We start from the raw sequence: 24705 nt of genomic DNA, 5'->3' as shown, positions 1-24705 counted from the left end.
GAACACATCGCCTACCAAGACACCTTCACCAAGGATCCGGATCCGCCACCGTTCTAACGGCGGTGCACTCCGAACACCCGTCGCAGCGCGACGAACCGCACCATCGTCGCGACCAGGTTCGCAACCACCAGCACGGACAGTTCGGCGACCTTGTCGATCGTCGGGTCGAACCGGTGCAGGACGAACAGCGACCCACTGGTGATCGCCAGGCCGAACGCGAAGACGACCAGCCCGTGCAACTGGTGGCGACCCGCCCCATCGTGGCCGCGCACGCCGAACGTGAATGCCCGGTTGGCCGCGGTGTTGGCCACCGCGGTGATCAGCAACGCGACCAGGTTGGCGGCCTGCGCACCCACCGCGGGATGCAACACCAGATAGAGCAGCGCGTACGCGAGTGTGCTTGCCACGCCGATGATCCCGAAGCGGACCAGCTGCCCGACCATCCCCTTGGGAACACCCGGCACCAGAGGCTCACGGCCGAGGGCAGCCCGCAGCTCGCACAATGGAAGCGCGCCGGTGGCGAGCGCGCGGCCCACCCGCCAGCAGCCCTTGAGGTCGTCGATCGCGGTGCGCACGACGTCGACCCTGGAGTCGGGATCGTCGATCCAGTCGACGGGTACCTCGTGAATGCGCAGGCCCGCGCGTTCCGCGATCACCAGCAACTCGGTGTCGAAGAACCAGCCGGTATCGACCACCAGCGGCAGCAACTGCCGCGCCACGTCGGCTCGGACCGCCTTGAACCCGCACTGAGCATCGGAGAAGTGTGCACCCAGCATGCTCCGGAGGATCAAGTTGTAACTGCGCGAGACGAATTCACGCTTCGGCCCACGAACCACCCGCGACGACGCCGACAGGCGCGATCCGATGGCGACGTCGGAGTGTCCGGAGACCAATGGTGCGACCAGCGGCATCAACGCCGTGAGATCGGTCGAGAGGTCGACGTCCATGTACGCGACCACCTCGGCCGTCGACGACGTCCACGCGGCGCGCAACGCTCCCCCGCGGCCTTTGGCGTCGAGGTGGATGACGTCCACGTGCGGCAGCTCCTCGGCGAGCCGGCGCGCCACGTCCAGGGTGCTGTCGGTACTGGCGTTGTCGGCCACGGTGATTCGCGCGGCGTAGGGCACCTCGGTGGCCAGAAAGTGGTGCAGCCGACGGACGCTTCCCGGGAGATCTCGTTCCTCGTTGTACACCGGAATGACGATATCCAGGACATAGCTGCTGCCGGGGGCGAAGAGTCGCGACGGGCGTGACTGAACCCCGGCCGAGCGCGAATTCGCCAGGTCGGTCATGGCGTCTACCGTCGCCGAGCAAGCTGCCACGGGTCTGGCGCGGAGCTGGCAACTACCTGCATGAGCCGTCTGGCATGCTCGATGCCATGGCGTCCGTCTTCACCAAGATCATCAACCGTGAAATCCCTGGTCGATTCGTTTACGAGGACGATGAGGTCGTCGCGTTCCTGACGATCGAACCCATGACGCAGGGGCACACGCTCGTCGTGCCGCGTGCCGAGATCGACAACTGGCAAGACGTCGACCCCGCGGCCTTCAACCGCGTGATGGCGGTGTCCCAGCGCATCGGCAAGGCCGTCAGCAAGGCGTTCGGCACGCAGCGATCGGGGGTGATCATCGCCGGCCTCGAGGTGCCGCATCTGCACGTCCACGTCTTCCCGGCCCGCGATCTCGCCGACTTCGGCTTCGCGAACGTGGACCGAAACCCGTCGCAGAAGTCACTCGACGAGGCGCAGGAGAAGATCAAAGCGGCGCTCGCGGAACTGGATTCGGCGCTGGGGGTCCCCCCGCTCGAGGGGGAGAGCGAAGCGACTCGGGGAGATGCCTGACCGTCAGGTGACGGGTGCTGGCACGTCGGCGATACGGGGCAGTTGCACCGTGAAACGACAGCCCTGACCGGGCGCGGTGGTGACGCTCACCGTGCCGCCATGTGCGAAGACCAGCGAGTCGACGATCGAGAGCCCGAGACCCGTGCCTCCACTGGTGCGTGCCCGCGAGGAGTCGGTTCGGTAGAAGCGTTCGAACACGCGGTGCGCATCCTCGCGGCTCATCCCCGGACCCTCGTCGGACACCTCCAGGATGGTGCTGTCCTGTTCGGTGCCGACCCGGATCGCGATGCTGGCGGACTCCGGGGTATGTTGCAGCGCATTGGCCACCAGGTTGCCAAGAACCTGCCGCAACCGCGCTTCGTCCCCGAGCACCTCGGGGATACCAGGGCCGTCGAACACCTCCATCGAGATGGTGCGCTTCGGGGCGATCGAACGGGCGTCGTGCACGGCGTCGCTGGCGAGCGCCAGCAGGTCGACGCGGCGACGTTCCATGGGCCGTTGCGCGTCGAGGCGGGCCAACAGCAGGAGATCCTCGACGAGCAGGCCCATGCGCTGGGATTCGCTCTCGATTCGGCTCATCAGGAGTTCGACGTCTCGGGCGGCGCCCTGGCGGTACAGCTCGGCGAAGCCGCGGATGGTGGTCAGCGGTGTGCGGAGCTCGTGGCTGGCATCGGTGATGAACCGTCGCATCCGGTCCTCGGACGTGCGCGCCTTCTCCGCCGATGCCTCCGACGACGCGACGGCTCGTTGGATCTGTGCGAGCATTCCGTTGAGCGCCAACGACAATCGGCCGACCTCGGTGCGCGAGTCGCGCTGCGGGATGCGTCGGTCGAGCTCACCGTCCGCGATCGCCGCCGCCGTCTGCTCCACCTCGACCAGCGGTCTGAGACTGCGGTGTACCACTGCATATCCGGCGATGCCGAGTACCAGGAGCACCGCGACGCCGATGCCGACCTGCGACCACAGGAGCGCGTCGGCGGTCGACGACACGTCAGAGAGATCGATGGCGACGGTGGTGAGTTCGCCGTGCAGACCGCGCACGGTCATCGCCCGCCACTCCACCTTCGAGTGGTCGACGGATCCGACCGTGACGGGCACCGGGCCGACGTCGTTGCTGTCGGGCAGCGCGGGCTCGGCCTCGCGGTCGTTGACCGCCATCCAGATGCGCCCATCGGAGTCGATACCGCGGACGTAGAAGTTCGACGGTGGCCTGGCGGGGTTCGGGTCCTCGACGGGAGTGGTGGGCATCCGCCGGGGCGCCTGTGCCCAGCCCCTCGAGGCATCGAGCAACGTCTCGTCGACGCGGTTGATCAGACTGTGCCGCATGATCGACGTGACGGCGATGCCCGAGGCGAGCAGGCCACACGCCACCAGCACCAAGGTCGCCGCGACCAGCCCGACTCGGAGTGGAATGCCCCGCCCGCGAAGACTCGCCATCCTCCCATTGTCCAAGAAGCGTGGCCGATGGCTGGCGAACTCACGCATTGGTGGGGCTAGCGCGGTTCGCGCAGCACGTATCCCACACCGCGCAGGGTGTGAAGGAGGCGCTTCTCGCCGGTGTCGATCTTGCGCCGCAGATACGACACGTAGGACTCGACGACGTTGACGTCGCCGCCGAAGTCGTAACGCCAGACGTGATCGAGGATCTTGGGCTTGGAGAGCACCGTCCCAGCGTTGATGATGAAGTAACGCAGGAGGGTGAACTCGGTCGGTGACAGCGAGACGGGCTCGCCGGCCTTCCACACCTCGTGGGTGTCCTCGTCTAGCTCGATGTCGGCAAACGTCAGCCGTGCGCTGCGGGGCTCCTCGACGCCCCGGCCGGAGCGGCGGAGGATGACGCGCAGCCGGGCCACCACCTCTTCAAGGCTGAAAGGCTTGGTGACGTAGTCGTCGCCGCCGAGGGTGAGCCCGGCGATCTTGTCCTGCAGCGAGTCGCGAGCGGTCAGGAACAGCGCGGGCGAGTCGATGCCGTCGGCGCGCAGCCGGCGCAGCACTCCGAAGCCGTCCATCCCGGGCATCATCACGTCGAGGATGACGGCATCCGGCCGCACCTCGCGCGCCTTGTCCAGCGCAGCTGGTCCGCTGGAGGCGGTGTACACCTCGAAGCCCTGGAACTTCAGGCTCACCGAGAGCAGCTCGACGATGTTGGTTTCGTCGTCGACGACGAGAACCCGCGCTTCGGGTACGGACTCGGGGACTGCAGCCATGGCCATGTCAACAATGTCCTCCCATTCGGTTGCATTGACGCTGCAGGAACGCTGTGAGCTTCCTGTGAGTTCATTCTCAGGTTCGCCGATGTGACCCCCGCCATAGACTGATCGCATGAATCTCGGCAAAGCCCTGGTCGACATGGCCACCGCACCGGTACGCATCGGTCTCGCCGTCGCCGACGTGGGCCTCGGCATTGCCGGTGAGACGATCAGCGTCGTCCAGCGGGGGCTCAGCGACGGAAAGTCGCTGAACAGCGGCTCATCGTTCGCGCAGCTGCTTGGGCTCGAGGACGCGGTCGAGCGCGCCAATCGATTGGCGCACCTGATGGACGACGACGCGCCGCTGGGACGCGCGTTGGCGCCGGATGGCCCGATCAACCGACTGCTCAGACCCGGCGGCATCGTGGACCAGTTAACTGCCGAGGGTGGGCTGCTCGACCGGTTGACGACGGAGAACGGGCCCGTCGCGCGCGCGGTGGCTCCCGGTGGGCTGATCGATCAGGTGACATCCGAGGGTGGGCTGATCGACAGGCTGACCACCGACGACGGTGCCGTGTCGCGGGTGATCGCGCCAGGTGGTCTCGCCGATCAGCTGCTGGCCAATGACGGCCTGTTCGAGCGGGTGCTCCGAGAGGACGGCGTTGCCGACCGCCTTCTTGCCGAGGGCGGCCTGCTCGATACCATCACGGCCGAGGACGGGCCGCTGCTCAAGCTGGCGGACGTCGCCGACACGCTCAACCGCCTGGCCCCGGGCCTCGAAGCGTTGGCACCAACGATCGATGCCCTGCACGAGGCCGTCATCACCCTGAGCCAGGTGGTGAATCCGCTGAGCAACATCGCCAACCGGATTCCGCTGCCAGGGCGACGGTCCGGTCGCAGGTCGACGCCCCGGCCGGTGAGCTCACAACGCGTCATGGACACCGATGAGTGACTCACTGCAGCCTGCGGAACTGATCGAGGTCGACCACCACCTTTACCCCACGAGAAGCAACCGGCAGCCCGGCGAACCACGACAGAATCTCCTTCGCCAGGTACGAGGCGACGATCGCATTCGTGGGACCAAATGACGCGCTCATCGCCTGCGCGGCAGGTGGAACGGGAGCACGACCGCGTCGTTCGAGTAGCGCCGACGTATGGGTCTGGAGGTCCGCGGTTTCTACCAGTGGACCCCAGCTCGCCGTTCGTAACCCGCAGTCCGCACTGATCAACGGAGTACCGGTGGCGAGACACGCCTGGGCAGCCAGCAAGGCGATGTCACTCGGCGAGTCCGCGGCTTGGACGAGCAATGCGGTGTGCTCCCCCAGGAGCGACGTCAACTCCGACTGCTCGGTGATCATCCGCGGCACAGAGCGGATCACGGCCGTCGGATGTCGCTCACGCACCCAGTCGGCCACGGCATCGACCTTGCGCCGACCCACGTCGGATGGCCGGTAGAGGAACTGCCGGTTGAGGTTGTGGATCTGTACGACGTCGCCATCGACGAGCGTGAACCGCTGCAATCCGGCGGACACGAGATGCGCCAACGTCATCGAACCGATGCCGCCGAGGCCAAGTAGCGCAACGGTCGCCGTCCCGAGGTTCGCGTGAACCTCGTCCGGATCGGCTCCCAGCGCGGCGAAGTAGTCCGCCTGGCGTTCGAGCGCGGTGCCCGCCCACCGGTCGGAGCTGACGTCGATCAGGCAGTTGGCCTCACGAAGAATTTCCAAGATGCCGGTCACACAGGATGTTTCGATGTCCAGTCCGGCGAAGGCCGTCGAGTCGCAACCGCGCACGAGCAACCGCATCATGGCGTCGACGTCGGGTGGACAATCGCTCACCAATAGGATCTGAGTCTCCCCGTGGACGAAGACTTCGGCGTCCCTGCGGCTCCAGGTCATCGCGGGCGACAGGCGGATCACGACTGTCCTCGATCAACCAGTCGGAGTCCGGTGAAGTCGAACATCGAATCGGTGGGCCAATCGAAGCCCTCGACTCGCGGACTCGCCAGCCAGTGCCCGATCACCTCGAACAACCGAATCACGGGAACCGCGGTGTCGATGTGATGTTCGAGTGCATGCCGCGATCCGGGCGCCTCAGCGGCAAAGGCTTGCAACAGTCGATCGAACTCCGGATCTCTCAACGGGCCGGCGTACTGATCGAACTCGGAATAGGGATGTGTGAAGGCGGCGTAGCCCAGGACGAATGACGCGTCGACGCCCGCGCGGGACCGATCGGCATAGTCGCGTTCGACGAGCTCAGTATCGACTCCCAAGCGCACCCGCCACTGACCGCGCACCTCCTCCAGTACCTCACGATTGGGCGGGAAGTCGTGATAGGCGATCCGCACCCGTTGGCGAAATCGGTTTCGCGACTGCGACTTCCGGTCCCTTGGGCGGCGGTACGTCGTAGGCCGAAACCCACCATCGAACCTGGCCGCGATCTCGGCGAGGTCGAGACAATCCCGAAGTGTCTGTCGCATACGGGGATCCGCGAGTGCGCCGCCCGTCGGATTCGGCTCCAGCTGCATGTAGATCCCCGTCGACGCAGTTCGCAAGGCCGGGTGGTCCTGCCAGTCGGCCAGTCGACCGAGCGGAAAGGCGGTGTTACAGGTGATGTCTACCTCGCCGCGCAGAAATCGGTCGGGGGTCCCGTCCACGTCTCCCTGGACGATGAAGACCACGTCCGGCCTGCTCGATGCACCGGGAAAGAACGGGTTCGGTGTCAGACGATGACAGCGCTCATCGGCGTTGAACTCATTCATCAGTCGGTACGGGCCGTTGCCCAGTACGCCATCGGGATGGGTCGGCGCGAAGTCCATCGCCTGCAACATGTCCGGGAAGAAGGCGGCGGGTTGCCGCATCGTCAGCCGAAGGCGGTCGCCCGCAACCTCGGCCCGCTCGAGGTACCGGATGCAACGCGCCCACAACGGCGACGACGCACTCCGTACCAGGGTGCGGAGAACGTCGTCGACGAGCACTCTCGAGCCATCCGAGAACCGACGGTCCTCGGCCACGACGAACGTGAACTCGTCACGAGCCGCGCTCGCCGAAGAAAGCAGCAGCACTGGACAATGGAGCGCCGACGACATGCAACGCTCCACATAGTCGCCTGCCACCAATGGATCGACCGTCGCCGGCGCGGTATCCAATTCGAATACGACGCGGTTCTCGTTATTCACCGACGGCCCGCGAAGGCGGCGGTTCTCGACGATTACTAGGTACGGCGTCGGGCCAAGTCGTTGTACGTGTCTTCCACGACCTTCACCACCTGGATGTTCAACCTGTCCCCTGGTTTGAACGTATCCGGAACGAAGAGCACGCCCGTTGGCGTGTCATTCTTCGCCGGCGTATGGACGGGAAGCTCGATATCCTCCACGTCCCCAAGAGCATTCCCCACGACCTGGGTCGTATCAACTTCGTCCATTTCTCATCCCCCGATGCTCGGCCACAATTGCAGCACTATTCAAGATCAACAACATGCCGTACGCTACGCCGGGAATGGCCCCGTGTATAGAACTCTTCGGGTATGCAGCGGGCATGCAGACTCCTCGAATCCTCGAATGTTCAAGAATGGCGAACTCACTCGAGCCAGTCGTCGAGCAATGCTCGGGCTCGAGCGAATTCCGGAGAATCGCTTCCCTGCGGGAAGCGACCGATCACGTCCCGCACATGGACGTGCGCGGCACCGGCGTCGCACTCGTCGAGCGCTGCGCGCAGTTCGAACAAGGTCGCGCCCTGTGCCCGAGCGAGCTCGCGAGCAGCGGCGAAGTCGGCGCTGCGGGCTTCCCCGTCGGCCTGGGTGTGACCGCGCAGCCGTAGCAATTCGGATTTGTAGAAACACAATTCGGTGTCTTCGGCGATCTGGAGCGCAGAGTCGAGGCGCGCCCGGGCTTGCTCGGGCTGACCTGCGGCGGTCATGGCCCTGGCAACGATGCCGCAGAAGTACATGACCACCTCGTTGAGTTCGACTGCGCGCAACGCGTCAACCAGGTCGGTCACGGCGGCGACGGGGTCAGTCAGCGAATTCGGCTGGTGCGGTGTGTCGTTCGTGACAGCGGCAAGGGCGCGGATGCTTGCCTGCCAGGTGGCGCCGAAGAGTTGAAGTACATCGAGGCCGTGTCGCTCTGCGAGTGCCGTCACGTCGGCCGCCACCCCCGCGGCGCGGTCGAGGTCACCAGCTTCGACGAGCAGCCAGATCTGCCCGAATCGCACGTAGGCGATGTTGAATGGGCCCTCTGGGTAGCCGAGCCCTTGGAGCAGCTGCTCTGCGCGGCTCAATTCGGTTCCCGCACTCGCGAGGTCACCGCGAACCAGGTAGACCGATGCCAGCTGGGTGTAGGCCTGCACGATCAACACGTTGAGTGCATAGGCCTCGACGTCGTCGGGGCTGGCCGCGGCGAATCTGGTGGTCGCCGCAGTGAGTTGGGTCAGCGCCGAGTCGAAGGTGCCACGAAGACACGCCACGACCCCCGACCAGATGTCGACGATCATCTGCATCCACGAACGCCCGATCCCGATGTCCTGGCGCAGTGTCGCCAGCAGCTGGGACGCTCCGCGCAGATCCGCCCGCATGACGAATGACTCCACTAGATCGAGCCGTGTCTCCAGCACCCCTTCGTTCAGCCGATCGACCTCGGTGAGTTCAACGCTCCGTGCGAAGTCGGCGGCGGCATCCTCACTCAACGCACCGTCGGCGGCGGCAAAGAGCAAGCCGCGCTCCATCCGGAACGCCGTCTCGGTCTGGTTGGGCATGGTGCCCGGCGCCACGCGTTCGAGCAGTGCAAGGGCCCGCGTCAGATAGCCACGCGCCTCGACAAGGGCGCCACGACGGCGCGCGATCGTCGAGGCCTCCCAGTACGCCTTTGCCGCGTCGCCGAATCGGTCGGCACGCTCGTAGTGACCTGCCACAACTCCCCAGTCGGGATCGCCGCCCGTGTCGACCAAGGCATCGGCGACCCTCGCGTGCAGTCCCCTGCGCACGCTCGGGGGAGCCAGCTCCACCGCTACCTCGCGCAGCAACTCGTGTCGAAACCGCCATCCGTCGGTGCCCTGCTGCTCGAAGACCAGTGCCCTCTCGAGCTCGTCGATGACCTCGTTGACTTCCGCATCGCTCAGCGTGCATACCGTCCCTAGCAGTACACGGTCGACGTTGCGGCCGATGATGCCCGCTGCCTCGACCACCGGCACCGCATTGGCGCTCGCCCTCAGCCTGGCGAACAACGGATCGTAGAGCGCCTCGGGAACTCCCGGCCCACCCAGCCCGGCCACCAGCTGTTCGACGTAGAACGGCACCCCGTCGCAGCGATGATGCACGGCCATTCGCTCACCGACCGTCAGTAGCGGATTCAACGACACGATCAAGGCATCCGTCTGCTTGTGCGTCAGTGCCTTGAGTTTGATCACCTTCACCGGCCAGCCGTCGTCCGGAGCCGCCCCAGGCCTTGCGGTCATGACCACGAGCAGTCGACCGTCGGCAGCGCCGAGCAACGACCCGAGAACCTCCAACGTGGACGGGTCGAACCAGTGCACGTCCTCGGCCACCACCAGACCAGGGCCACCGCCGAGACTCGCCAGAAGATACTCCTGAACGGACGCGGCGATCAGGTGATACAACTTCACCCCCTCGACCTCGAGCGGGTCGTAGCCGGCTTCCGGCGCGATGCCGACGACCGGCGCCAGGGCCGCGACGGCCGACGGATCCAGTCCCCGTCGGGCTACTTCAGCGGTAAGCAGTCGCAACCGCTCGGTCTGATCGGTCAAGCGGTTGATTCCGCTGCGGCGTTCCAGGAGGGTGCGTACCGGGTGCATGCCTGCACTCGAGTGAAACGCCGAACCGTTCATCTCGAGAACCGTTGCCCCCGAACGCTCCGCCATGGCGACGGCCAGCCCAGCGAGGCGGGACTTCCCGATTCCCGGCTCACCGACGAACGCGATTCCCGGCGTCGACAGAGTCCCGTCCCCCGCCTGCGCCCAAGCCTCCCGCAACCGGCCACGCTGCCGTTGCCGGCCCACCATTGGTCGATCCTGCACCTTCTCGGGTTCCAGCCGCTCGCCGAGAACCCGGTAGTGCGCGATGGGCTCCCGGACTCCCTTCACCACGGCCGGCGTATGTTCCTCCAAATCAAAGTCTCGGCGCACCAAGGGTTCTACAGCGTCGGAGATCACCACCGAGTTGGGCGGCGCCAAGCCCGACACGCGCGCCGCCAGATTGGCCGCCAGCCCGTACACGTCATCCTGCGCGGTGTCCAAGTACACGTGTCCACGGTGCACTCCGACACGCACGGCGATCTCAATCCCCCACTGCCGCTTGGATATCTCGCAGATGCGCACCACTTCTCGAACGATCGCCAGCCCGGCAAGCACAGCACGCCGAACGTCGTCCTCGTGCGCGGTGGGGTAGCCGAACACTGCGAGCAGACCGTCGCCCTTGGTCGAACCGATATGGCCCTCATAGCGGTTCACATTTTGGACCACTTCGTCCCGGTAGCTGCCGACGAGCATCCGATAGATCTCGGGCTCCACGCGGGTGGACAATCTGGTCGAGTCGACGAGGTCGGCGAAGAGGATCGTCAGCCGGCGCATCTGGCCGGCATCAGCCGGATAGGCCAGCAAATCGGCGGCGCCCTCGTGTTCTGGAAGATGGAAGGACCGCCTCGGCCGCGAGACCTCGGACGCATCTCCGCCCTGGGCAATGTCCGGCCCAGGACGACCATCCGGGACATCGAGCGACGCATCACGCCCACCTGAGCCCACGTGCTCCTCCTAGCCGCTCGGCGTCAAGCATATCGTCCGACCCGGACCCTTTTCATGACTTGTTGAACCTTTGCCGACAATGGCTCTCGCCACCGTCATCTGCGAGGTCCCCGCTGTCCCAAGCAAACTCGTCGTCGATCGGCTGACAAAGACCCGCCGGTCGGTTCGCATGATTCACGAATGCGCAGGCCTTGAAATTTCCGCGTCGCGAGGGAACCCTTCGAACGGAGTGTCGGATGCGCGTCGGCATCCGATGGCAACAATCCCGGGGGGGACGATGAAGAAGCTGCGGGCGGTCCTAGCGATCGGTAGCGTCAACGCGTTGATGGCGTTCGGCGTCGTTGCGTGCGGTGGGCCTTCAAGAAACAACGAGGGCGTCGGGCCAGCACACGGTGACATCAACGTCACCATGACGTCGTTCCCCGACCACGTCGACCCTCAGCTCTCGTACACGGTTCAGGGTTGGGAGGTGCTCTGGAACGTTTACGTGCCGTTGCTCACCTACAAGCACGCCAAGGGCGATTCGGGGACCGAAGTCGTTCCCGGGCTGGCCGACGGGATGCCCCGGATATCGGACGACGGCAAGACCTACGAGCTCACCCTGCGCCCGAACATGAAGTACTCGGATGGCACCCCGATCAAGGCTTCTGACTTCACCTACGCGATCAAACGGCTGTTCAAGACGGACTCCGGCGGATCGGTGTTCTTCGAAGGCATCGTCGGCGCGGTCCCCTTCGCCGACGGACAGCAGGATCAGATCACCGGGATCACGGCCGACGACGTGACGGGCGCCATCACGATCCGTCTCGAAGAGCCCAATGGAACCTTCGACAGCGTGTTGGCATTGCCATTCGCCGCGCCGGTCCCACCGTCGACCCCGCTGAACGAAGACGCCACCAACAACCCTCCGCCGGCCAGCGGTCCGTTCGAGATCACTGAAGTCGAAGCGCCGCAACATCTTACGATGAAGCGCAACCCGCACTTCCAGACAGTCAAGGACGCCGGTGCCACCGATGTGGTGGATGCCCAGGTCGACACCATCACGGTGACGCAGAACAAGAGCAACAGCGCTCAGGTGACCGGGGTCATGCAGAACAGCGTCGACTTCATGAGCGATCCGCCGGACGCCGACCGGCTGCCAGAGATAAAGGCCAAGTACGGCAACCGGTTCCGGCTGGAGGAGTCGATCAACACCTACTACTTCTGGATGAACGGTCAGACCGCGCCGTTCAACGACCTCAAGGTCCGCCAGGCGATCAACTACGCCATCGATCCCGAGGCGCTCAACCGGATCTTCGGCGGCCGACTGCACGCGACCCAGCAGATCCTCCCGCCGGGTATGCCCGGGTACGAGGAGTACGAGCTCTACCCCGGCCCCGACATGGTCAAGGCCAAGGCGCTGATCGCCGAGGCCAAGCCTGCCGACATGAACATCACGGTGTGGACCGACGACGAGCCCAACCGCAGGCACATCGGCGAGTACTACCACGACGTGCTCGCGCAGTTGGGCTTCAACGCCACGCTGAAGGTCATCGCAGGCGACGTCTACTTCACGACCATCGGCAACCAGACGACACCCGACCTGGACACTGGCTTCGCGAACTGGTTCCAAGACTTCCCACACCCGGACGACTTCTTCCGGCCGCTACTCAACGGAGGGAGCATCTTGCCCACCAACAGCAGCAACCACTCACAGACGGCGCTTCCCGAGCTCGACGAGATCATGGATCGTTTGCTGGAAGCCCAGCTGAGCGATGACGTGGAGAAGCAATACGCCGCCCTGGACAGGTCATACATGGAACAGGCCGTGTGGGCGCCCTACGGGAATGAGCTGTACGCCACGTTCGTCTCCGACCGGATCGACTTCGACGCGGCCTACAGCCATGTGGTGTTCGTGGAGGACTTCTCGGCACTTCGAATCAAGTAGTCGGTGCGCCCCGGCCAGGCAGTCGACCCGGCTCGGCGCGTTCACGGCTAGTGGGGGACTATCTCCGCAACGGTGTTTCGGCGGTTTTCATCAGTGGGTTTCTGCTGCCGGGAATCGGTCGCCGAAGGCCGCAGACGCCGGACTCGAGCCAGGCAGCCAAGAGCAGGCGCCGCACCCGAGACAAGTCGTCGACACAGTTGAACGATGACTACGAGTGCCAACAAGTGGAGCCGCGTGAGAGATTCGAACTCTCGACATCCGCTTTACAAGAGCGACGCTCTACCAACTGAGCTAACGCGGCGGTCCGGCTTGATGAGCCGTGATGATTCTACGACGGGGCAATTCCTGAAGTCGCGCGGCCAGCTCGAACCGGGGCCCTAGCCGTCGCGGTCGCCGCGTCGTGCGGCTGCCTCGCAGACCCGCCGGCCAGAAGGCGAAAGGTCGTCAGTTCAATCCTGACAGGGGGCTCAACTCGTCACCACCACACCACATTCAGTGAGAACCCACGCAGGCAATGCGCGAGTAGCCCGCTGCGCGACTCCTCAATGAACGTCATCATGAGTGCGCTCACTCTTCGGGAGTACCGGTATCGCGCAGCATGGCGATGGTGATAGCCCCACGCCGGATGGCTTCATTGGCGAGACGGACCCGGCGCTCTCCCTCGGTGGGGATCGCGAATTTGTCGTACAGGTTTTGCAGGTGCTGCTTGATGGCTGCCTCGGTGACGAACAGCTCCTGAGCCATCTGACGAACGGATATCGCCTCGGGAAATGGGTCCTCGGAAACCAGCGGGCGACACAACACCATCAGGACCTCGAGTTCGCGCCGGGTCAGGCGGGGCGGGAGCTGGGTGGGGGCGGCAGACATCGTCGCGTCCGCTGTGGCTTCGTCGCCTTCCTTCACCTCCCAGAAGACCAACCGTGACTTGCCGACTCGCAACTCGTCCCCGGAACGCATGACCCGTTCGGCAGAGATCTTCTCGCCGTTGAGATAGGTGCCATTGCGGCTGCCCACATCCCGTACCGACCAAGCGAACCCGAGGTTGTCCAAGACGGCATGCAAGCGTGAGACGGTCGAATCGTGTTTGAGCGACACGAGGTTGGTCGCGGCCTTGCCAATGGTCACCCGTTGGCCGCTCAGAGTGATCAGCTCCCGTCCTGACGGTTTCCAGATTTCCAGGTGGGACGGCATGTGGATAGCCTATTGGGTAGTTAGCGGACCACGCCTGATCACGACGATTTCCCCGATGCCGGGCGGCCCTGGCTCCTACGATCTAGGTGACCTGGAACGAGGTTTCCATGACGACAGATCCGACTGCCACCCACCCCGCCGAGCTCACTGCGACTCAAACGGCGGCCCACACCGTCGACGAGACGGAAAACGGCACCGGAACACTCGGATCATCGTCTGTCATAACCACCCCATGCACCCGCCTCACCGAGATCGAGGTCGGCCAGCGACTCGACGACTTCGATTTGCTCATCGAACTCGGCAGCGGCGTATTCGCAAGAGTCTTTCTGGCCCGGCAACGGTCGCTGCAACGTCTGGTGGCAGTCAAGATCTCCGCGAACCGAGGCGACGAACCACAAACCCTGGCCCAGCTTGATCACGATTACATCGTCCGGGTCTTCGACCAGCGAATCGTCCGCGATCGAGACTGGCGGCTGCTGTACATGCAGTATTTGCCAGGCGGAACGCTGCTCAACGTCGTTCAAGCCATACGCCGAGCGGGGCGAACACCCGACTCCGGTCAGGCGTTGCTCGACGCGGTCGACGAGTCACTGGAGTCGCGCGGCGAGATCCGGCCAACCGATTCATCGACCCGCGCTGAGCTCGCCACCCTATCCTGGCCCGAGACGGTCGCGTGGCTGGGGAAACGACTAGCTCAGGCGTTGCACTATGCGACTTCACGGGGTGTCCTGCACCGCGACGTCAAGCTCGCGAACGTCCTACTCGCACCCGATGGCACCCCCAAACTGGCGGACTTCAACATCAGCTTCGCCCGCAACATATCCGGCGCAAGCCCGTTCACCTATTTCGGCGGCTCACTGTCCTATATGTCGCCCGAGCAGCTCGTGGCTTGCCGGCCCGAGCACATGCAAGATGCGGCGAAGCTCGATACCCGCAGCGACATCTACTCGCTGGCGGTCGTGCTGTGGGAACTGCTGACCGGCCTGAAACCGTTCGATGATTCCGAGGCGCAAGCCGCTCGGGCGCGCTCGGGCGGATCGGTCTCAGACACCACCGCGCTAGAGCTGATGCTTGCCACCCGCAGCCAAGGTATTTCCTCGGAGGCACTCGCCGCGCTACCGGCGGACTGCCCTGCCGCGCTACGCAGAGTGCTGCTGAAGGCACTGAGCGCCGATCGTGATCAGCGCTGGGCATCGGGCGCTGAACTCGCCGAGCACCTGCAGTTGTGCCTTGATCCGCAAGCCCGTGACCTGGTGGATCCGCCCGCCCGAAGTTGGCGGCTGCGGCTGCGGCCGTTCTTTCTGCCGATTGGTTCGCTGGCCATCCTGATTCCCAACCTGCTGGCCACCGCATACAACATCAACCACAATCAGCTCCTCATCGTCAGCAAGCTCTCCGAGCAGGGCCAGGGCCGCTTCGACCTGGTCATGACACTGCTGAACGTTATTTTCTTTCCGCTTGCCTTCGTGGTGCTGGTCTACTGGTGCCGTTACGTGATCCTTGTCCCGCGGCGCCTGCGGCGTGGGCCTGCACCGCCCGGAGAGACCTTGGCCCGAGCGCGCCACGACTGTCTCGTCGCAAGTGATCGGGTGGTGTTCGTGGTGTTCGGGATGTGGTTGCTCGCCGGGCTGACGTTTGCGATCACCTTGCAGTTCGTCGCGGGTGGAATCCCCGGGACGTCGGCAATCCACTTCGTGGGATCGCTTGCGGTGTGTGGCGCAATCGCGATCGCGTACCCGTTCTTCCTGTTCACCTTCTACATCGTGCGCAGCGTCTATCCGGAACTGGTGGCACACGGACAGACCGATCCACGAGAGGCAGAACAGCTTCGCGCACTCCGCCGTCGGCTGTCACGCTATTTGGCAGTCGCGGCCTCGGTGCCGTTGCTCGGCATCGTGGCAGTGAGCTTCCTGACCGCCCCCGAGATCGCCGAAATCATCGTGGCGATCAGAATGCTGTGTATCGGCGGAATTGCCGGGTTCGTACTGGTGTATTGGCTGTCGCGGCAGATCGAATCCGACATTGCGGCGCTTGAGCGGGTCATTCGCAACCGGGTGCCGACACCTCGACCCTGATCAGTTCGCGCACCCGGTCCGCGCGAGCCAAGGCCTGCGCGGCATTCTCGGACGCGGTGAGGATCGCGAAGCCGTGCCGGGTCTTCGAGCTCACCGTCTCCGGGAGCACGTCCCCGACCGCGAACGGGAAGTTCAGGGTGGCGACGAAATCCAGCCCGCGGGCCTCGTCGAGGCCGGACACCGACCGAAGAACCCCACTGGGGAAGCTCAGGTAGGCGATGTGCCCGATGGACTGCGCCCTCGCCGGCCGGGGCGCCCTGCCGGCGAGGGCGCCGAACATCGCCCGCTTGATGTCGAAACCCCGGGCGATCTGGATGATGTCGGGGATCTTGTCCCCGCCGAGCCGAGCTTGCGACTCCACGATCCGCGGCCCGTCCGCGGTGAGGATGATCTCAGTGTGCGCCGGGCCGCACTGGTACCCGACGGCGTCGAGCAGTTCCACCGCGAGGGCGGCCACCCGGCTGGTCTCCGCCGTGGCCGCCGCGCCGAACAGGTGCCCCCGCTCCACGAAGTGCGGCAGCGGGCCGAGCAGCTTGCGGGTGACGCCGATGACGTGGTGCTCGCCGCGCACTGTCAACGTCTCTACGCTGAACTCCGGGCCGCGCAGGTACTCCTCGACGAGCAGCGGCCCGTCATATTGGTAGGCGGTCAGCGACTCGCCCCAAGCAGGCAAGTCGGCGGGGTCGGTGAGCAAGTAGGTCCCCCGGCTGGCGGACAACGTGGTCGGCTTGACGACTACGGGCAGCGTGAAGTCCGCCAGCAGTGCCGCCACGTCGGACCAGTGCTCCGCGATGGCGAACCGGACCGCGGAGACGCCCTTGTCGCGCAGGAGGGTGCGCATGGCGAGCTTGTCGTTGAGCAGCTCGACCGACCGCGGTGAGTTGACCGCTCTTCCCAGATCGTCGGCTACCTCGTAGGCGAGCATCATCGATTCCTCGCAGCCGACGTGCCAGACGTGGTCGGCGTCGGTCTCTCGCACAGCCGCGCGGATCGCGTCGGCATAGGCGGCGTGATCGGTGAAGTCCACCAACCGGAAGCCGTCGGCGAGTGCCTCGACGTCCCGGAGGTACTGGGCGGATTCCGCACCGAACAGTCGCTCGGCCTCGGCGGGGTCCCAGATCGCGTGGATCCGGAACCCTTCGGCTTGGGCCTTCCGTATGTATGCCTGGTAGGGCATCACCATCACCAAGTTCGTCATGTCGCTACTCCTAGGACTCGCACCTCGATTTGCTGGGCCGCGGCCTCGGCGATCCGGCCGGCCAGGTATGGATCGTCGGCGGTGGCCAGGACGTGGCCGATCCGGTCCTCGTTCACCCGCAACGGGTTGATCCGCCCACCGGGCTCGATGGACACCACGGCCTCGCAGATCCCGGGCACGGCAGCGGCGATCTCCAATCCGGTCACGCTGCTCACGACACCGGCAGGTGCGGTGAGGTACCGGATCGCCGCGCCCCGTACCGGATCCGCTTCGATGGCGCCGACGAACTCGCCAAGGTACTGGCGAATCAACAGCTCCATGGTGGACAGCCCGAGGCTGCGGTCCATCAGCTCGGTGATCTGGTCACCGGCCGGCCGTGGATTGATCTCGATCAGCGTGGGACCCGTGGCGGTGTACTTGAGCTCGACGTGCGCGATGCCGAGGTCGAAGCCCACCGCCATGGTCGCGGCCACCGCGGCCTGTTCCAGCTCGTCCCGAATCCGTGCAGGCAGTGCCGTCGGGAAGCTGTGTCCGAGCTCGATGAACCGGTTGCCGCCCCCGACCAGCTTGTCGGTCACCCCGAGCACGCGGACGGATCCGGCCTCGGCCAGAACCTCCACGCTGACCTCGAAGCCGACCAGGCATTCCTCGACGAGCACCTCTGGATGGCGGGGCTGACCGCGGCGGTTGGTCGGTTCGGACCGCACCGCCGAGAAGGCGTCGATCACCTCGGGCACGGTCGTGCACCGGACGACATTCGCCCCGCTGGTCTCGTCGACGGGCTTGACCACGCACGGCAGCCCGATCTCCTCGGCGGCCCGCGCCGCCTGCTCAGCCGTGGTCACGGCGCGAAATGCCGGGATGGGCACGCCGCGTTCGGCCCAGCGCCGTCGTTGGTCGGCCTTGTTGCGCGCGATCCGGACGGCGTCCGGATCCGGGCCGGGCAGGCCGAGCTGGCGGGCGACCTCGGCGGTCTGAACCACCTCGTACTCGGCGACCGAGAGCAACGCGTCGAGCGGATGCGTGGCGTCGACCTCCTTCACCGCCGCCAGCAACGGCGCCAGCTCGTGGGTCGGACAGGAAACGACCTCGTCGACGCAGGTGCGCAATACCTCCGTGCCACCGGGCGTCGCGTGGTAGCGATCCAGCCCGCAGCTGAAGAAGGTGACGTGCAAACCCAGCTTCCTGGCCGCCCGTAAGGTGTCGAACCCGGATCCGGAGCGGTTCGACTCCACAATCCCGATACGTTTCATGTGCACACGTCCGTTCTGTCAGTCGTAGTTCAGGTCGCCGGAGCGAGCCCGCTTCAGCTCGAAGAAATGAGGGTTGGCGGCCAGCGTCCTGGCGCTGTCGAAAAGGCGTGCCGCCTCGACGCCCCGCGGTATGGCGGTCAGCACCGGCCCGAAGAACCCGATGCCGTCGATGTGGATCGTCGGGGTGCCGACATCCGCACCGACGGGTTCCAGCGCCGCCGCGTGGCTCTTGCGCAGGACCTCGTCGTAGTCGGTCCCGTCAGCCGCTTCGGCGAGCTCGGCTGGCAGGCCCACCTCGGCGAGGGCCTGCCCGACCACCTCCGGGTAGTTCTTGTTGCGCCCGTTGTGGATTCGGGTGCCGAGCGCGGTGTAGAGGTGACGCAGCGCCTCCTCGCCATGGTGCTGGGTGGCGGCGATGCAGACCCGCGCGGGCCCCCACGCACGGTCGCAGAAGTCCCGGTACCACTCGGAGATCTCCCGATCCTCGTTGAGCACGGACACGCTCATCACCCGGAACCGCAGATCGATTTTCCGCCTGTGTTCCACCTCGAGAATCCACCGGGAGGCGATCCAGGCGAAGGGGCAGGCCGGGTCGAAGTAGAAGTCGACCTTGGGAGTCGTGGACATGGATCATCCCTCCTCGAGGCGGGGTGTGGAGGCCTCGCCGTAGGTGTCGACGAGACGTATCCAGCCGAATTCGTCTGGAGTCTGGCCGCAATGGATGTCGAGTAATGCCTTCAGCAGCCGCGACGTGACCGGCCCCGCAGTGCCGTCCCCCACCGGCCAGTCCCGCTGCGCGGAGACCACGTGCCCGACCGGGGCAATGGCCCGGGCGGTGCCACACGCGAAGGTCTCGGTGATACGCCCGTCTCGGCAGCCCTTGCTCCCACTCGTCGAGCGTGAGCGGCTCCTCGGCGACCGGGTAACCGAGTCGTCCCGCCAACCGCAGGATCGTGTCCCGGGTGACGCCCGCCAGCAGGGTTCCGCTCAACGGAGGCGTGCGCAGGCGGGGGCCTTCGGTGGTCGACTCCACGAAGAACAGGTTGGAACCGCCCGCTTCCTCGATGTACCGGCGCTCCCGCGCGTCCAGCCACACGACTTGGTCGCAGTCGTTGGCCGCGGCCTGTCGCTGGGCGATGTAGGAGCCGCCGTAGTTGCCGCCACACTTGGCCGCACCGGTACCGCCCGGCGCCGCACGGATGTACTCGGTGGCTGCCCACAACCGCATCGGCTTCGGCTCCGCGGATGGGGGCCGTGCCGGGCCGCCGATCACGGCGAACAGGTACTCCTCGGCGGGGCGGTTGCCCAGCTGCGCCTCCGACGCAATCATGAACGGCCGCAGATAGAAGCTGTGTCCTCGAGTGCGAGGTACCCAGTCACCGTCGGCCCGCAGCAGCGCCTCCAATGCCGCGACGAAGTCCTGCTCGGGCAGCGTGGGCATGGCCATCCGGCGCGCCGAGCGGGCGAATCGGCGGGCATGGTCGACGGGCCGGAACAAGGCCCGGTGACCGTTGGGGCGCCAGAAGGCCTTCAAGCCCTCGAAAACCGTCTGGCCGTAGTGCAACGCCATGGTGGCGGGGTGCAGTGCGAACGCGGCAAGCGGGCCGATCCCGGCGTCGTGCCAGCCCAGCTCGGCATTCCACCGCACGGTCACCATGTGATCGGAGTAGGTGTCGCCGAACCCCGGCAGCGCGAGCAGTTCTGCCCGCCGCCTGGCCGGGATCGGCCGTGCACGCTGCCAGTCGAACTCCAGCGGGGCGACATCAGCCATGGGAGATCTCCTTCAAGACATCGTCGAAACGCTGGAGCGCCCGGTCGACCAGCGGACCGGACACCCCGGTGTAGCCGGACGGATCGAACAGTCCCGGCACGTTGGGGACAGCTACTCCGGCCTCCTCAAGCGCGACCGCGAGCAGGTCGGCGACGTCGGCACCGTCCCGCTCGGCCGCCGCGGTCACCTCGGTCAGCAGTTGTTTGGCCTTGGCCTTGCCGAGCAACGGCGCCAGAACCACGTTGACGCGCTCGGAGACGATGGCGCCACGGGTCAGCCGCAGGTTCGCCGCCATCGCCTCGGGTGAGACCCGAAGCGATGCCGCGAGGTGAGCGGCATTGGCGGCGGCACCGGCACCGATGCGCAGGCACTCCCGCAGAGGTTGCCACTCGGCATGCCACCCACCCGAAGACCGCTCGTCCTCCACGGCCATGGAACCGAACAGCACGAGGGCGATCGGTGGCAGCTGGCGGGCCGCGGTCGCGACGAGCGTCGAGAACACCGGGTTGTGCTTCTGCGGCATGGCCGAGGACGCGCCCCGTCCCGGCGCCGGTTCCTCGGTGACCTCCCCGATCTCGGTCCGGGTGAGCACCAGGACGTCGGCGGCCAGCTTGCCGAGCGCTCCGGTGGTGACCATCAAGCTCGCAGCAACGTCGGCCAGGGGCGTGCGAATGCCGTGCCAGGGAAGGGTCGGCTCGGCCAGCCCAAGGCGACGGGCCACCAACTCGGGCAAGCGCAGCGTCGCGTCAACCGGATCGCCGGTGTCGACCGCGTACTGGTGGTATGCGGCAAGCGTGCCCGCCGCGCCGCCCAGCGAGACCGGCAGCGCCGCGCGGGTCCGGCGCACCCGCTCCACGGCGTCGAGCACCAGATGCAGCCAGGTGGCCGCCTTCAGCCCGAAGGTGACGGGCACGGCGTGCTGGGTCAGGGTGCGCCCGGCCATCGGTGTCGCGCGATGTCGATCGGCGTGTCCAGCCAGGCTGTCGGCGCACGCCAGTAGGTCGCTTTCGATTCGGTTCAGCGTCGCCGCGCACAGCAGGGTCAGTGCGGTGTCCAGGATGTCCTGGCTGGTGCTGCCGCGGTGTACATACTCGGCGGCGGACGTGTCGACGGACCGGACCGCAGCGGTGAGCTGCTCGACGAACGATACGACGGGGTTGGCCGTCTCCCGCACTCCCGCAGCCACCACTGCAAGGTCGATGGCGGCGGGCACGGCGGCGACCCTGATCGCCTTCGCTGCGCCGGCCGGAATCACGCCCAACTCGGCCTGCGCCTCGGCCAGGGCGACTTCCGTAGCGAGCATGGCTGTCAGCAATGCGTTGTCGTCGACGAGGTCAGCCGCTCCCGTCGCCGCCCATGCGGGCGCCAGAATTCCATAGTCCATAGTCATGCCTCCGCTCCCACTCGCTCCGGTCCTCGCTCGTCCCTCGCTGCGATCCTCACTCGCGGTCGCCTTCGGGCGGTCACGCCGATGTCTCGGTCCGGTGGTCGCCGCGATCATCGGCGAGCAGCAGCGGTCGCAGGCAGGACCGGGCGATGGCGTCCGCATCACCGAGGATCACGGAGTTGACGCCGGGACGGATGCCCGCCGCGGTCACCCAGTGCACCGACTCGGTGGGCACGCCGAACATGAAACGCCGCGCGTGCGGGCGATCTGCAGCGTCGAGCAGCCGGTACGGCCGCCGGGTGACCGCGACACCACCTGCCACGTACTGACCGCCGCCGCGGATCGGCATGCGGTACGGCTGGCACTCGCCCCGGTCCAGCAGCGTCCGCAGCAGGGGATCTGTCGTCCGGTGCAGGTCGACTTCCGGCAGGCGCGCCTCGATCAGCGTGGTAGCCCGCACCGTGAGGTCGGGACAGGTTCGGGAGTACGCGACGAAGTGTCCGTCCGAGCAGTCGACGCGCAGGTCCGGGCCGAGGACCTCGAGCACGCCGGCATCCACCAGCGCGGCGAACTGCTCGATGCGTTCGGCCGGTGGCCCGATGGAGAGGTGGGCGTTCAACGGCATGTACCAACGCTGCAGTTCGTCCCGGTAGGAGTCGCCGGAAAGGCCACCGTGGTCGACCAGCAACCGGATCTCGTTGCGCAGGTCCCGCAGCACATCCAGGGCGGCCTTGCGCGGACCGGCCACGTTCCCCTTCCCGGCCTCCCGGACTTCACTGTCCAGATAGGACCGCAGCCAGCTGCGGAAGCTCTGGGTCGAGCGGAGATCGTCGTCGACGAACGGCGCCGCGATCTTGCGCCAGTCCCAGCTTTCGTCGGGATAGATGTCGAACTTGCTGAGCACGGTGCGCTGGGCGTCGCTCTCCTGGATGGCCAGAGGATCTCCGAGGGTCGGCACCAGCGCGCGCTCCGCCGCGGCGAACAGGGCGGTGAACTCCTCGGCGTCGCAGGTGCAGCGACGCTCCCGCACCAGCGTCGCGTAGTACACCGTGCGGACTTCCTGGTCGATCATCGGCCAGATGTCCCGCCGGAAGCCTGCGGGTACCCCGGCGTCGGCGCGGGCTCGCAGCCGCTCGATCACCTCGGCGGTCAGGTACCGCGGCTCGTGCCTGCCGGACGGCCCCTTCTGATTCTTGCCGCGAGCCTGGTAGGGCACTCCACGCCGTGATCCCGCAACCAGGCGCGGTTCCCGACCCGACGGCAGGTAGCTCAGGGTGCCGCCGAGTTCGCGCGTGAACGTGCCACCACGACCGATGGTCAACAGCGCCATGTAGTCGAAGAAGTTGAGGCCCATGCCGCGCAAGATCACCAACTCACCCGCTCCGATCGCGTCCAGTGGCACGTCGGCCGGGTTGCTCGGTGCGACATACCGCAGGCCGTGCAGGTCGGCGAACTGGCCGAGGGCCGCCTCGGACTTGCCGAGACGATGCGGCATGTGACCGAGCGCGAGCACCACGGCGTCCAGATTGCCGATGGTCTCCCCGGAGTCCAGTACGACTTCCTGCAAACCAGGCGCGGTATCCCGAACGTCGGCGGCGGTCGCCTGGTGCGAGATGAAGCTGACCGCCGGGGGCGCCGACCAGATGATCCGGTCGCGCGTCCACTGCAGGTAACTCCCGTAGAACGCCCGAGACGGATAATCGTCCGGCCCGAGCGTGGCGGCTTCGGCGCGAACCGCCTCCGGTACGTTCGGGATGCCGATCAGGGCGATCGAGCGGGCCCACTCGTAGAGGCTCGGCCCGCTCACCACCGGCCCGGCACAGTCGACGGTGTCGTCGACGAACATGGTTACCTGGCAGGCCACCGTGTTCATCAACAGCGCCTGGTCCTGCGTGCTTCGCCATACCTGGCCGCCCTCGAACACGTACGGGTCGACGAGGTGGATGACGAGTTCCCGACCGTCCGGCAGGAGCGACTCGACGTTGGCGCAGAGGCGTTCCGCGACCGACAAGCCGCGTGGGCCGAATCCGACGATTGCCAGCTGTAGCTTCTCAGTGGACATGGGGTCACTGCCCTACCCGCCGCTGCTCATGTGGCGGCCGAGTCCGGCCACCATCGGGGCGAGCCGGGTCATCAAGTCGGCGAACTGTTGTGGGCGAAGTGCCTGGTTGCCGTCGCACAACGCCTTCTCCGGCGCAACGTGGACGTCGATCAGTAGCGCGTCCGCGCCGGCCGCGACCGCGGCCAGCGACAGCGGTTCCACGAGTTCGGGCAGGCCACCGGAATGGCTGGGATCCACCATCACCGGCAGGTGGGTGCGCTGTTTCCACAGCGCGACCGCGGTGAGGTCCAGCGTGAAGCGCGCCGACGGTTCGAACGTGCGGATCCCCCGCTCGCACAGCACCACCTGGTCGTTGCCCTCGACCAGCAGATACTCGGCCGCGGCGAGTGTTTCCTCCATGGTGCAGCCGAAGCCGCGCTTGAGCACGACCGGCAGGCCGCTCTGACCCACCGCGGTCAGCAGCGCGAAGTTCTGCATGTTTCTGGCCCCGATCTGGAACCCGTCGACCACCGCGGCCAGCCGCTTGACGTGCTCCGGGTCGACCACCTCGGTGACGACGGGTAGGCCGGTCCGCTCCCCGGCTTCGGCAAGCAGGTCAAGGCCGTCCCACTGCAGGCCCTGGAAGGAATGCGGCGAGGTCCGCGGTTTGAAGACGCCACCCCGCAGGCCGACGGCGCCGTGTTCGGCGACGAAGGCCGCGGTGGCGTGCGTTTGCTCGGGAGATTCGACCGCGCACGGTCCGGCGATGACCGCGACGGAACCGTCGCCGATCGTGGTCGTGCCGAAGGAAACCACTGTCCCGCCGGGGCGCAGTTCCCTGCGCCCCAACCAGACGTCGGTGTTCCACAGCACCTGGTGGGTGGGCTCGGGAAGCACCGGCCCCCCCCGGTGGATGAGGTCCACATCGGATACCGACAGGACGTGAGTGGTGCCGAGCCGGTACACATCGGTGGGTGCGTTGGCAGATTCCAGGTGCCGCATCCATCCCTCGACGCCGGCGGGGGTAACGGTCTTGTCGAAGACGAGCAGAATGTCTGATGTAGTCATGGCGGTTCCCAAT

The 24705-nt window shown here is 66.3% G+C and carries 18 protein-coding genes, 1 tRNA gene and 1 pseudogene; 4 read left to right on the top strand and 16 right to left on the bottom strand.

All coding sequences use genetic code 11. The features are described from left to right. Positions 1 to 53: 53 nt before the first annotated feature. Positions 54 to 1292 carry a bifunctional glycosyltransferase family 2/GtrA family protein gene (locus QOI01_RS05045; RefSeq protein ID WP_526379092.1) on the bottom strand — a complete coding sequence of 413 codons (1239 nt, stop codon included), beginning with the start codon at positions 1290 to 1292 and terminating at the stop codon, positions 54 to 56. 86 nt (positions 1293 to 1378) lie between these two features. On the opposite strand from QOI01_RS05045, the gene QOI01_RS05040 reads away from it, so the two are divergent. Continuing rightward, positions 1379 to 1840 (top strand): HIT family protein, encoded by a 462-nt coding sequence (locus QOI01_RS05040; protein WP_526379091.1) that lies wholly within the window; start codon positions 1379 to 1381, stop codon positions 1838 to 1840. A 3-nt stretch (positions 1841 to 1843) separates the two neighbouring features. Here QOI01_RS05040 and QOI01_RS05035 read toward each other — a convergent pair whose 3' ends face one another. Beyond that, complete coding sequence (locus QOI01_RS05035; RefSeq protein ID WP_526379090.1) at positions 1844 to 3277, bottom strand: sensor histidine kinase; 1434 nt, start codon at positions 3275 to 3277, stop codon at positions 1844 to 1846. 56 nt (positions 3278 to 3333) lie between these two features. Next, on the bottom strand, positions 3334 to 4053 hold the full coding sequence (locus QOI01_RS05030) for a response regulator transcription factor (protein ID WP_526379089.1): 720 nt from the start codon (positions 4051 to 4053) through the stop codon (positions 3334 to 3336). Between the two features lie 109 nt (positions 4054 to 4162). Here QOI01_RS05030 and QOI01_RS05025 point away from each other — a divergent pair, with 109 nt between their 5' ends. Beyond that, a complete protein-coding gene (locus QOI01_RS05025) occupies positions 4163 to 4981 on the top strand; it encodes a hypothetical protein (RefSeq protein WP_526379088.1) in 819 nt (272 codons plus the stop codon). 1 nt (position 4982) lies between these two features. Here QOI01_RS05025 and QOI01_RS05020 read toward each other — a convergent pair whose 3' ends face one another. The 4 genes from QOI01_RS05020 to QOI01_RS05005 all read right to left on the bottom strand — a co-directional run bounded on the left by QOI01_RS05020 (position 4983) and on the right by QOI01_RS05005 (position 10781). Beyond that, positions 4983 to 5948 carry a HesA/MoeB/ThiF family protein gene (locus tag QOI01_RS05020; RefSeq protein ID WP_526379087.1) on the bottom strand — a complete coding sequence of 322 codons (966 nt, stop codon included), beginning with the start codon at positions 5946 to 5948 and terminating at the stop codon, positions 4983 to 4985. After that, positions 5945 to 7093, bottom strand: a complete 1149-nt coding sequence (locus QOI01_RS05015) for an ABC transporter substrate-binding protein (RefSeq protein ID WP_526379086.1) — start codon at positions 7091 to 7093, stop codon at positions 5945 to 5947. The genes QOI01_RS05020 and QOI01_RS05015 overlap by 4 nt, the downstream gene beginning before the upstream one ends. 149 nt (positions 7094 to 7242) lie before the next feature. Then, positions 7243 to 7452: a hypothetical protein gene (locus QOI01_RS05010; protein WP_526379085.1), complete on the bottom strand. Its 210-nt coding sequence runs from the start codon at positions 7450 to 7452 to the stop codon at positions 7243 to 7245. A 155-nt stretch (positions 7453 to 7607) separates the two neighbouring features. Beyond that, a complete protein-coding gene (locus QOI01_RS05005) occupies positions 7608 to 10781 on the bottom strand; it encodes an ATP-binding protein (protein WP_526379084.1) in 3174 nt (1057 codons plus the stop codon). Positions 10782 to 11058: 277 nt separating this feature from the next. On the opposite strand from QOI01_RS05005, the gene QOI01_RS05000 reads away from it, so the two are divergent. Then, positions 11059 to 12708 carry an ABC transporter substrate-binding protein gene (locus tag QOI01_RS05000; protein WP_526379083.1) on the top strand — a complete coding sequence of 550 codons (1650 nt, stop codon included), beginning with the start codon at positions 11059 to 11061 and terminating at the stop codon, positions 12706 to 12708. Positions 12709 to 12933: 225 nt separating this feature from the next. On the opposite strand, the gene QOI01_RS04995 is transcribed toward QOI01_RS05000, so the two are convergent. Further along, positions 12934 to 13009 (bottom strand) — tRNA-Thr (locus tag QOI01_RS04995). A gap of 266 nt (positions 13010 to 13275) precedes the next feature. Next, entirely contained in the window at positions 13276 to 13899 is a 624-nt protein-coding gene (locus tag QOI01_RS04990) for an FHA domain-containing protein (RefSeq protein WP_526379082.1), read from the bottom strand. 107 nt (positions 13900 to 14006) lie between these two features. On the opposite strand from QOI01_RS04990, the gene QOI01_RS04985 reads away from it, so the two are divergent. Continuing rightward, positions 14007 to 15974 (top strand): serine/threonine-protein kinase, encoded by a 1968-nt coding sequence (locus tag QOI01_RS04985; RefSeq protein WP_526379081.1) that lies wholly within the window; start codon positions 14007 to 14009, stop codon positions 15972 to 15974. On the opposite strand, the gene QOI01_RS04980 is transcribed toward QOI01_RS04985, so the two are convergent. From QOI01_RS04980 to aroF, 7 genes and pseudogenes are all read right to left on the bottom strand, one after another. Beyond that, a complete protein-coding gene (locus QOI01_RS04980; protein WP_526379080.1) occupies positions 15940 to 17172 on the bottom strand; it encodes an ATP-grasp domain-containing protein in 1233 nt (410 codons plus the stop codon). The genes QOI01_RS04985 and QOI01_RS04980 overlap by 35 nt on opposite strands. Continuing rightward, complete coding sequence (locus QOI01_RS04975; RefSeq protein WP_526379079.1) at positions 17169 to 18425, bottom strand: ATP-grasp domain-containing protein; 1257 nt, start codon at positions 18423 to 18425, stop codon at positions 17169 to 17171. The genes QOI01_RS04980 and QOI01_RS04975 overlap by 4 nt, the downstream gene beginning before the upstream one ends. An 18-nt stretch (positions 18426 to 18443) precedes the next feature. Then, positions 18444 to 19052 (bottom strand): mycothiol-dependent nitroreductase Rv2466c family protein, encoded by a 609-nt coding sequence (locus QOI01_RS04970; RefSeq protein ID WP_526379078.1) that lies wholly within the window; start codon positions 19050 to 19052, stop codon positions 18444 to 18446. A gap of 3 nt (positions 19053 to 19055) precedes the next feature. Then, positions 19056 to 20196, bottom strand: a pseudogene (locus QOI01_RS04965) (branched-chain amino acid aminotransferase). Then, a complete protein-coding gene (locus QOI01_RS04960) occupies positions 20189 to 21586 on the bottom strand; it encodes a class-II fumarase/aspartase family protein (RefSeq protein ID WP_526379077.1) in 1398 nt (465 codons plus the stop codon). The pseudogene QOI01_RS04965 and the gene QOI01_RS04960 overlap by 8 nt, the downstream one beginning before the upstream one ends. Before the next feature lie 73 nt (positions 21587 to 21659). Further along, positions 21660 to 23645 (bottom strand): FAD/NAD(P)-binding protein, encoded by a 1986-nt coding sequence (locus QOI01_RS04955; protein ID WP_526379076.1) that lies wholly within the window; start codon positions 23643 to 23645, stop codon positions 21660 to 21662. Positions 23646 to 23657: 12 nt separating this feature from the next. Continuing rightward, a complete protein-coding gene (gene aroF, locus QOI01_RS04950) occupies positions 23658 to 24692 on the bottom strand; it encodes a 3-deoxy-7-phosphoheptulonate synthase (RefSeq protein WP_526379075.1) in 1035 nt (344 codons plus the stop codon). Positions 24693 to 24705: the final 13 nt, after the last annotated feature.

This window comes from Mycobacterium sp. (assembly GCF_032162605.1).
Taxonomy (GTDB): domain Bacteria; phylum Actinomycetota; class Actinomycetes; order Mycobacteriales; family Mycobacteriaceae; genus Mycobacterium.
The sequence above is the reverse complement of the archived record's forward strand: the minus strand, read 5'-3'. Positions and strand labels throughout refer to the sequence as shown.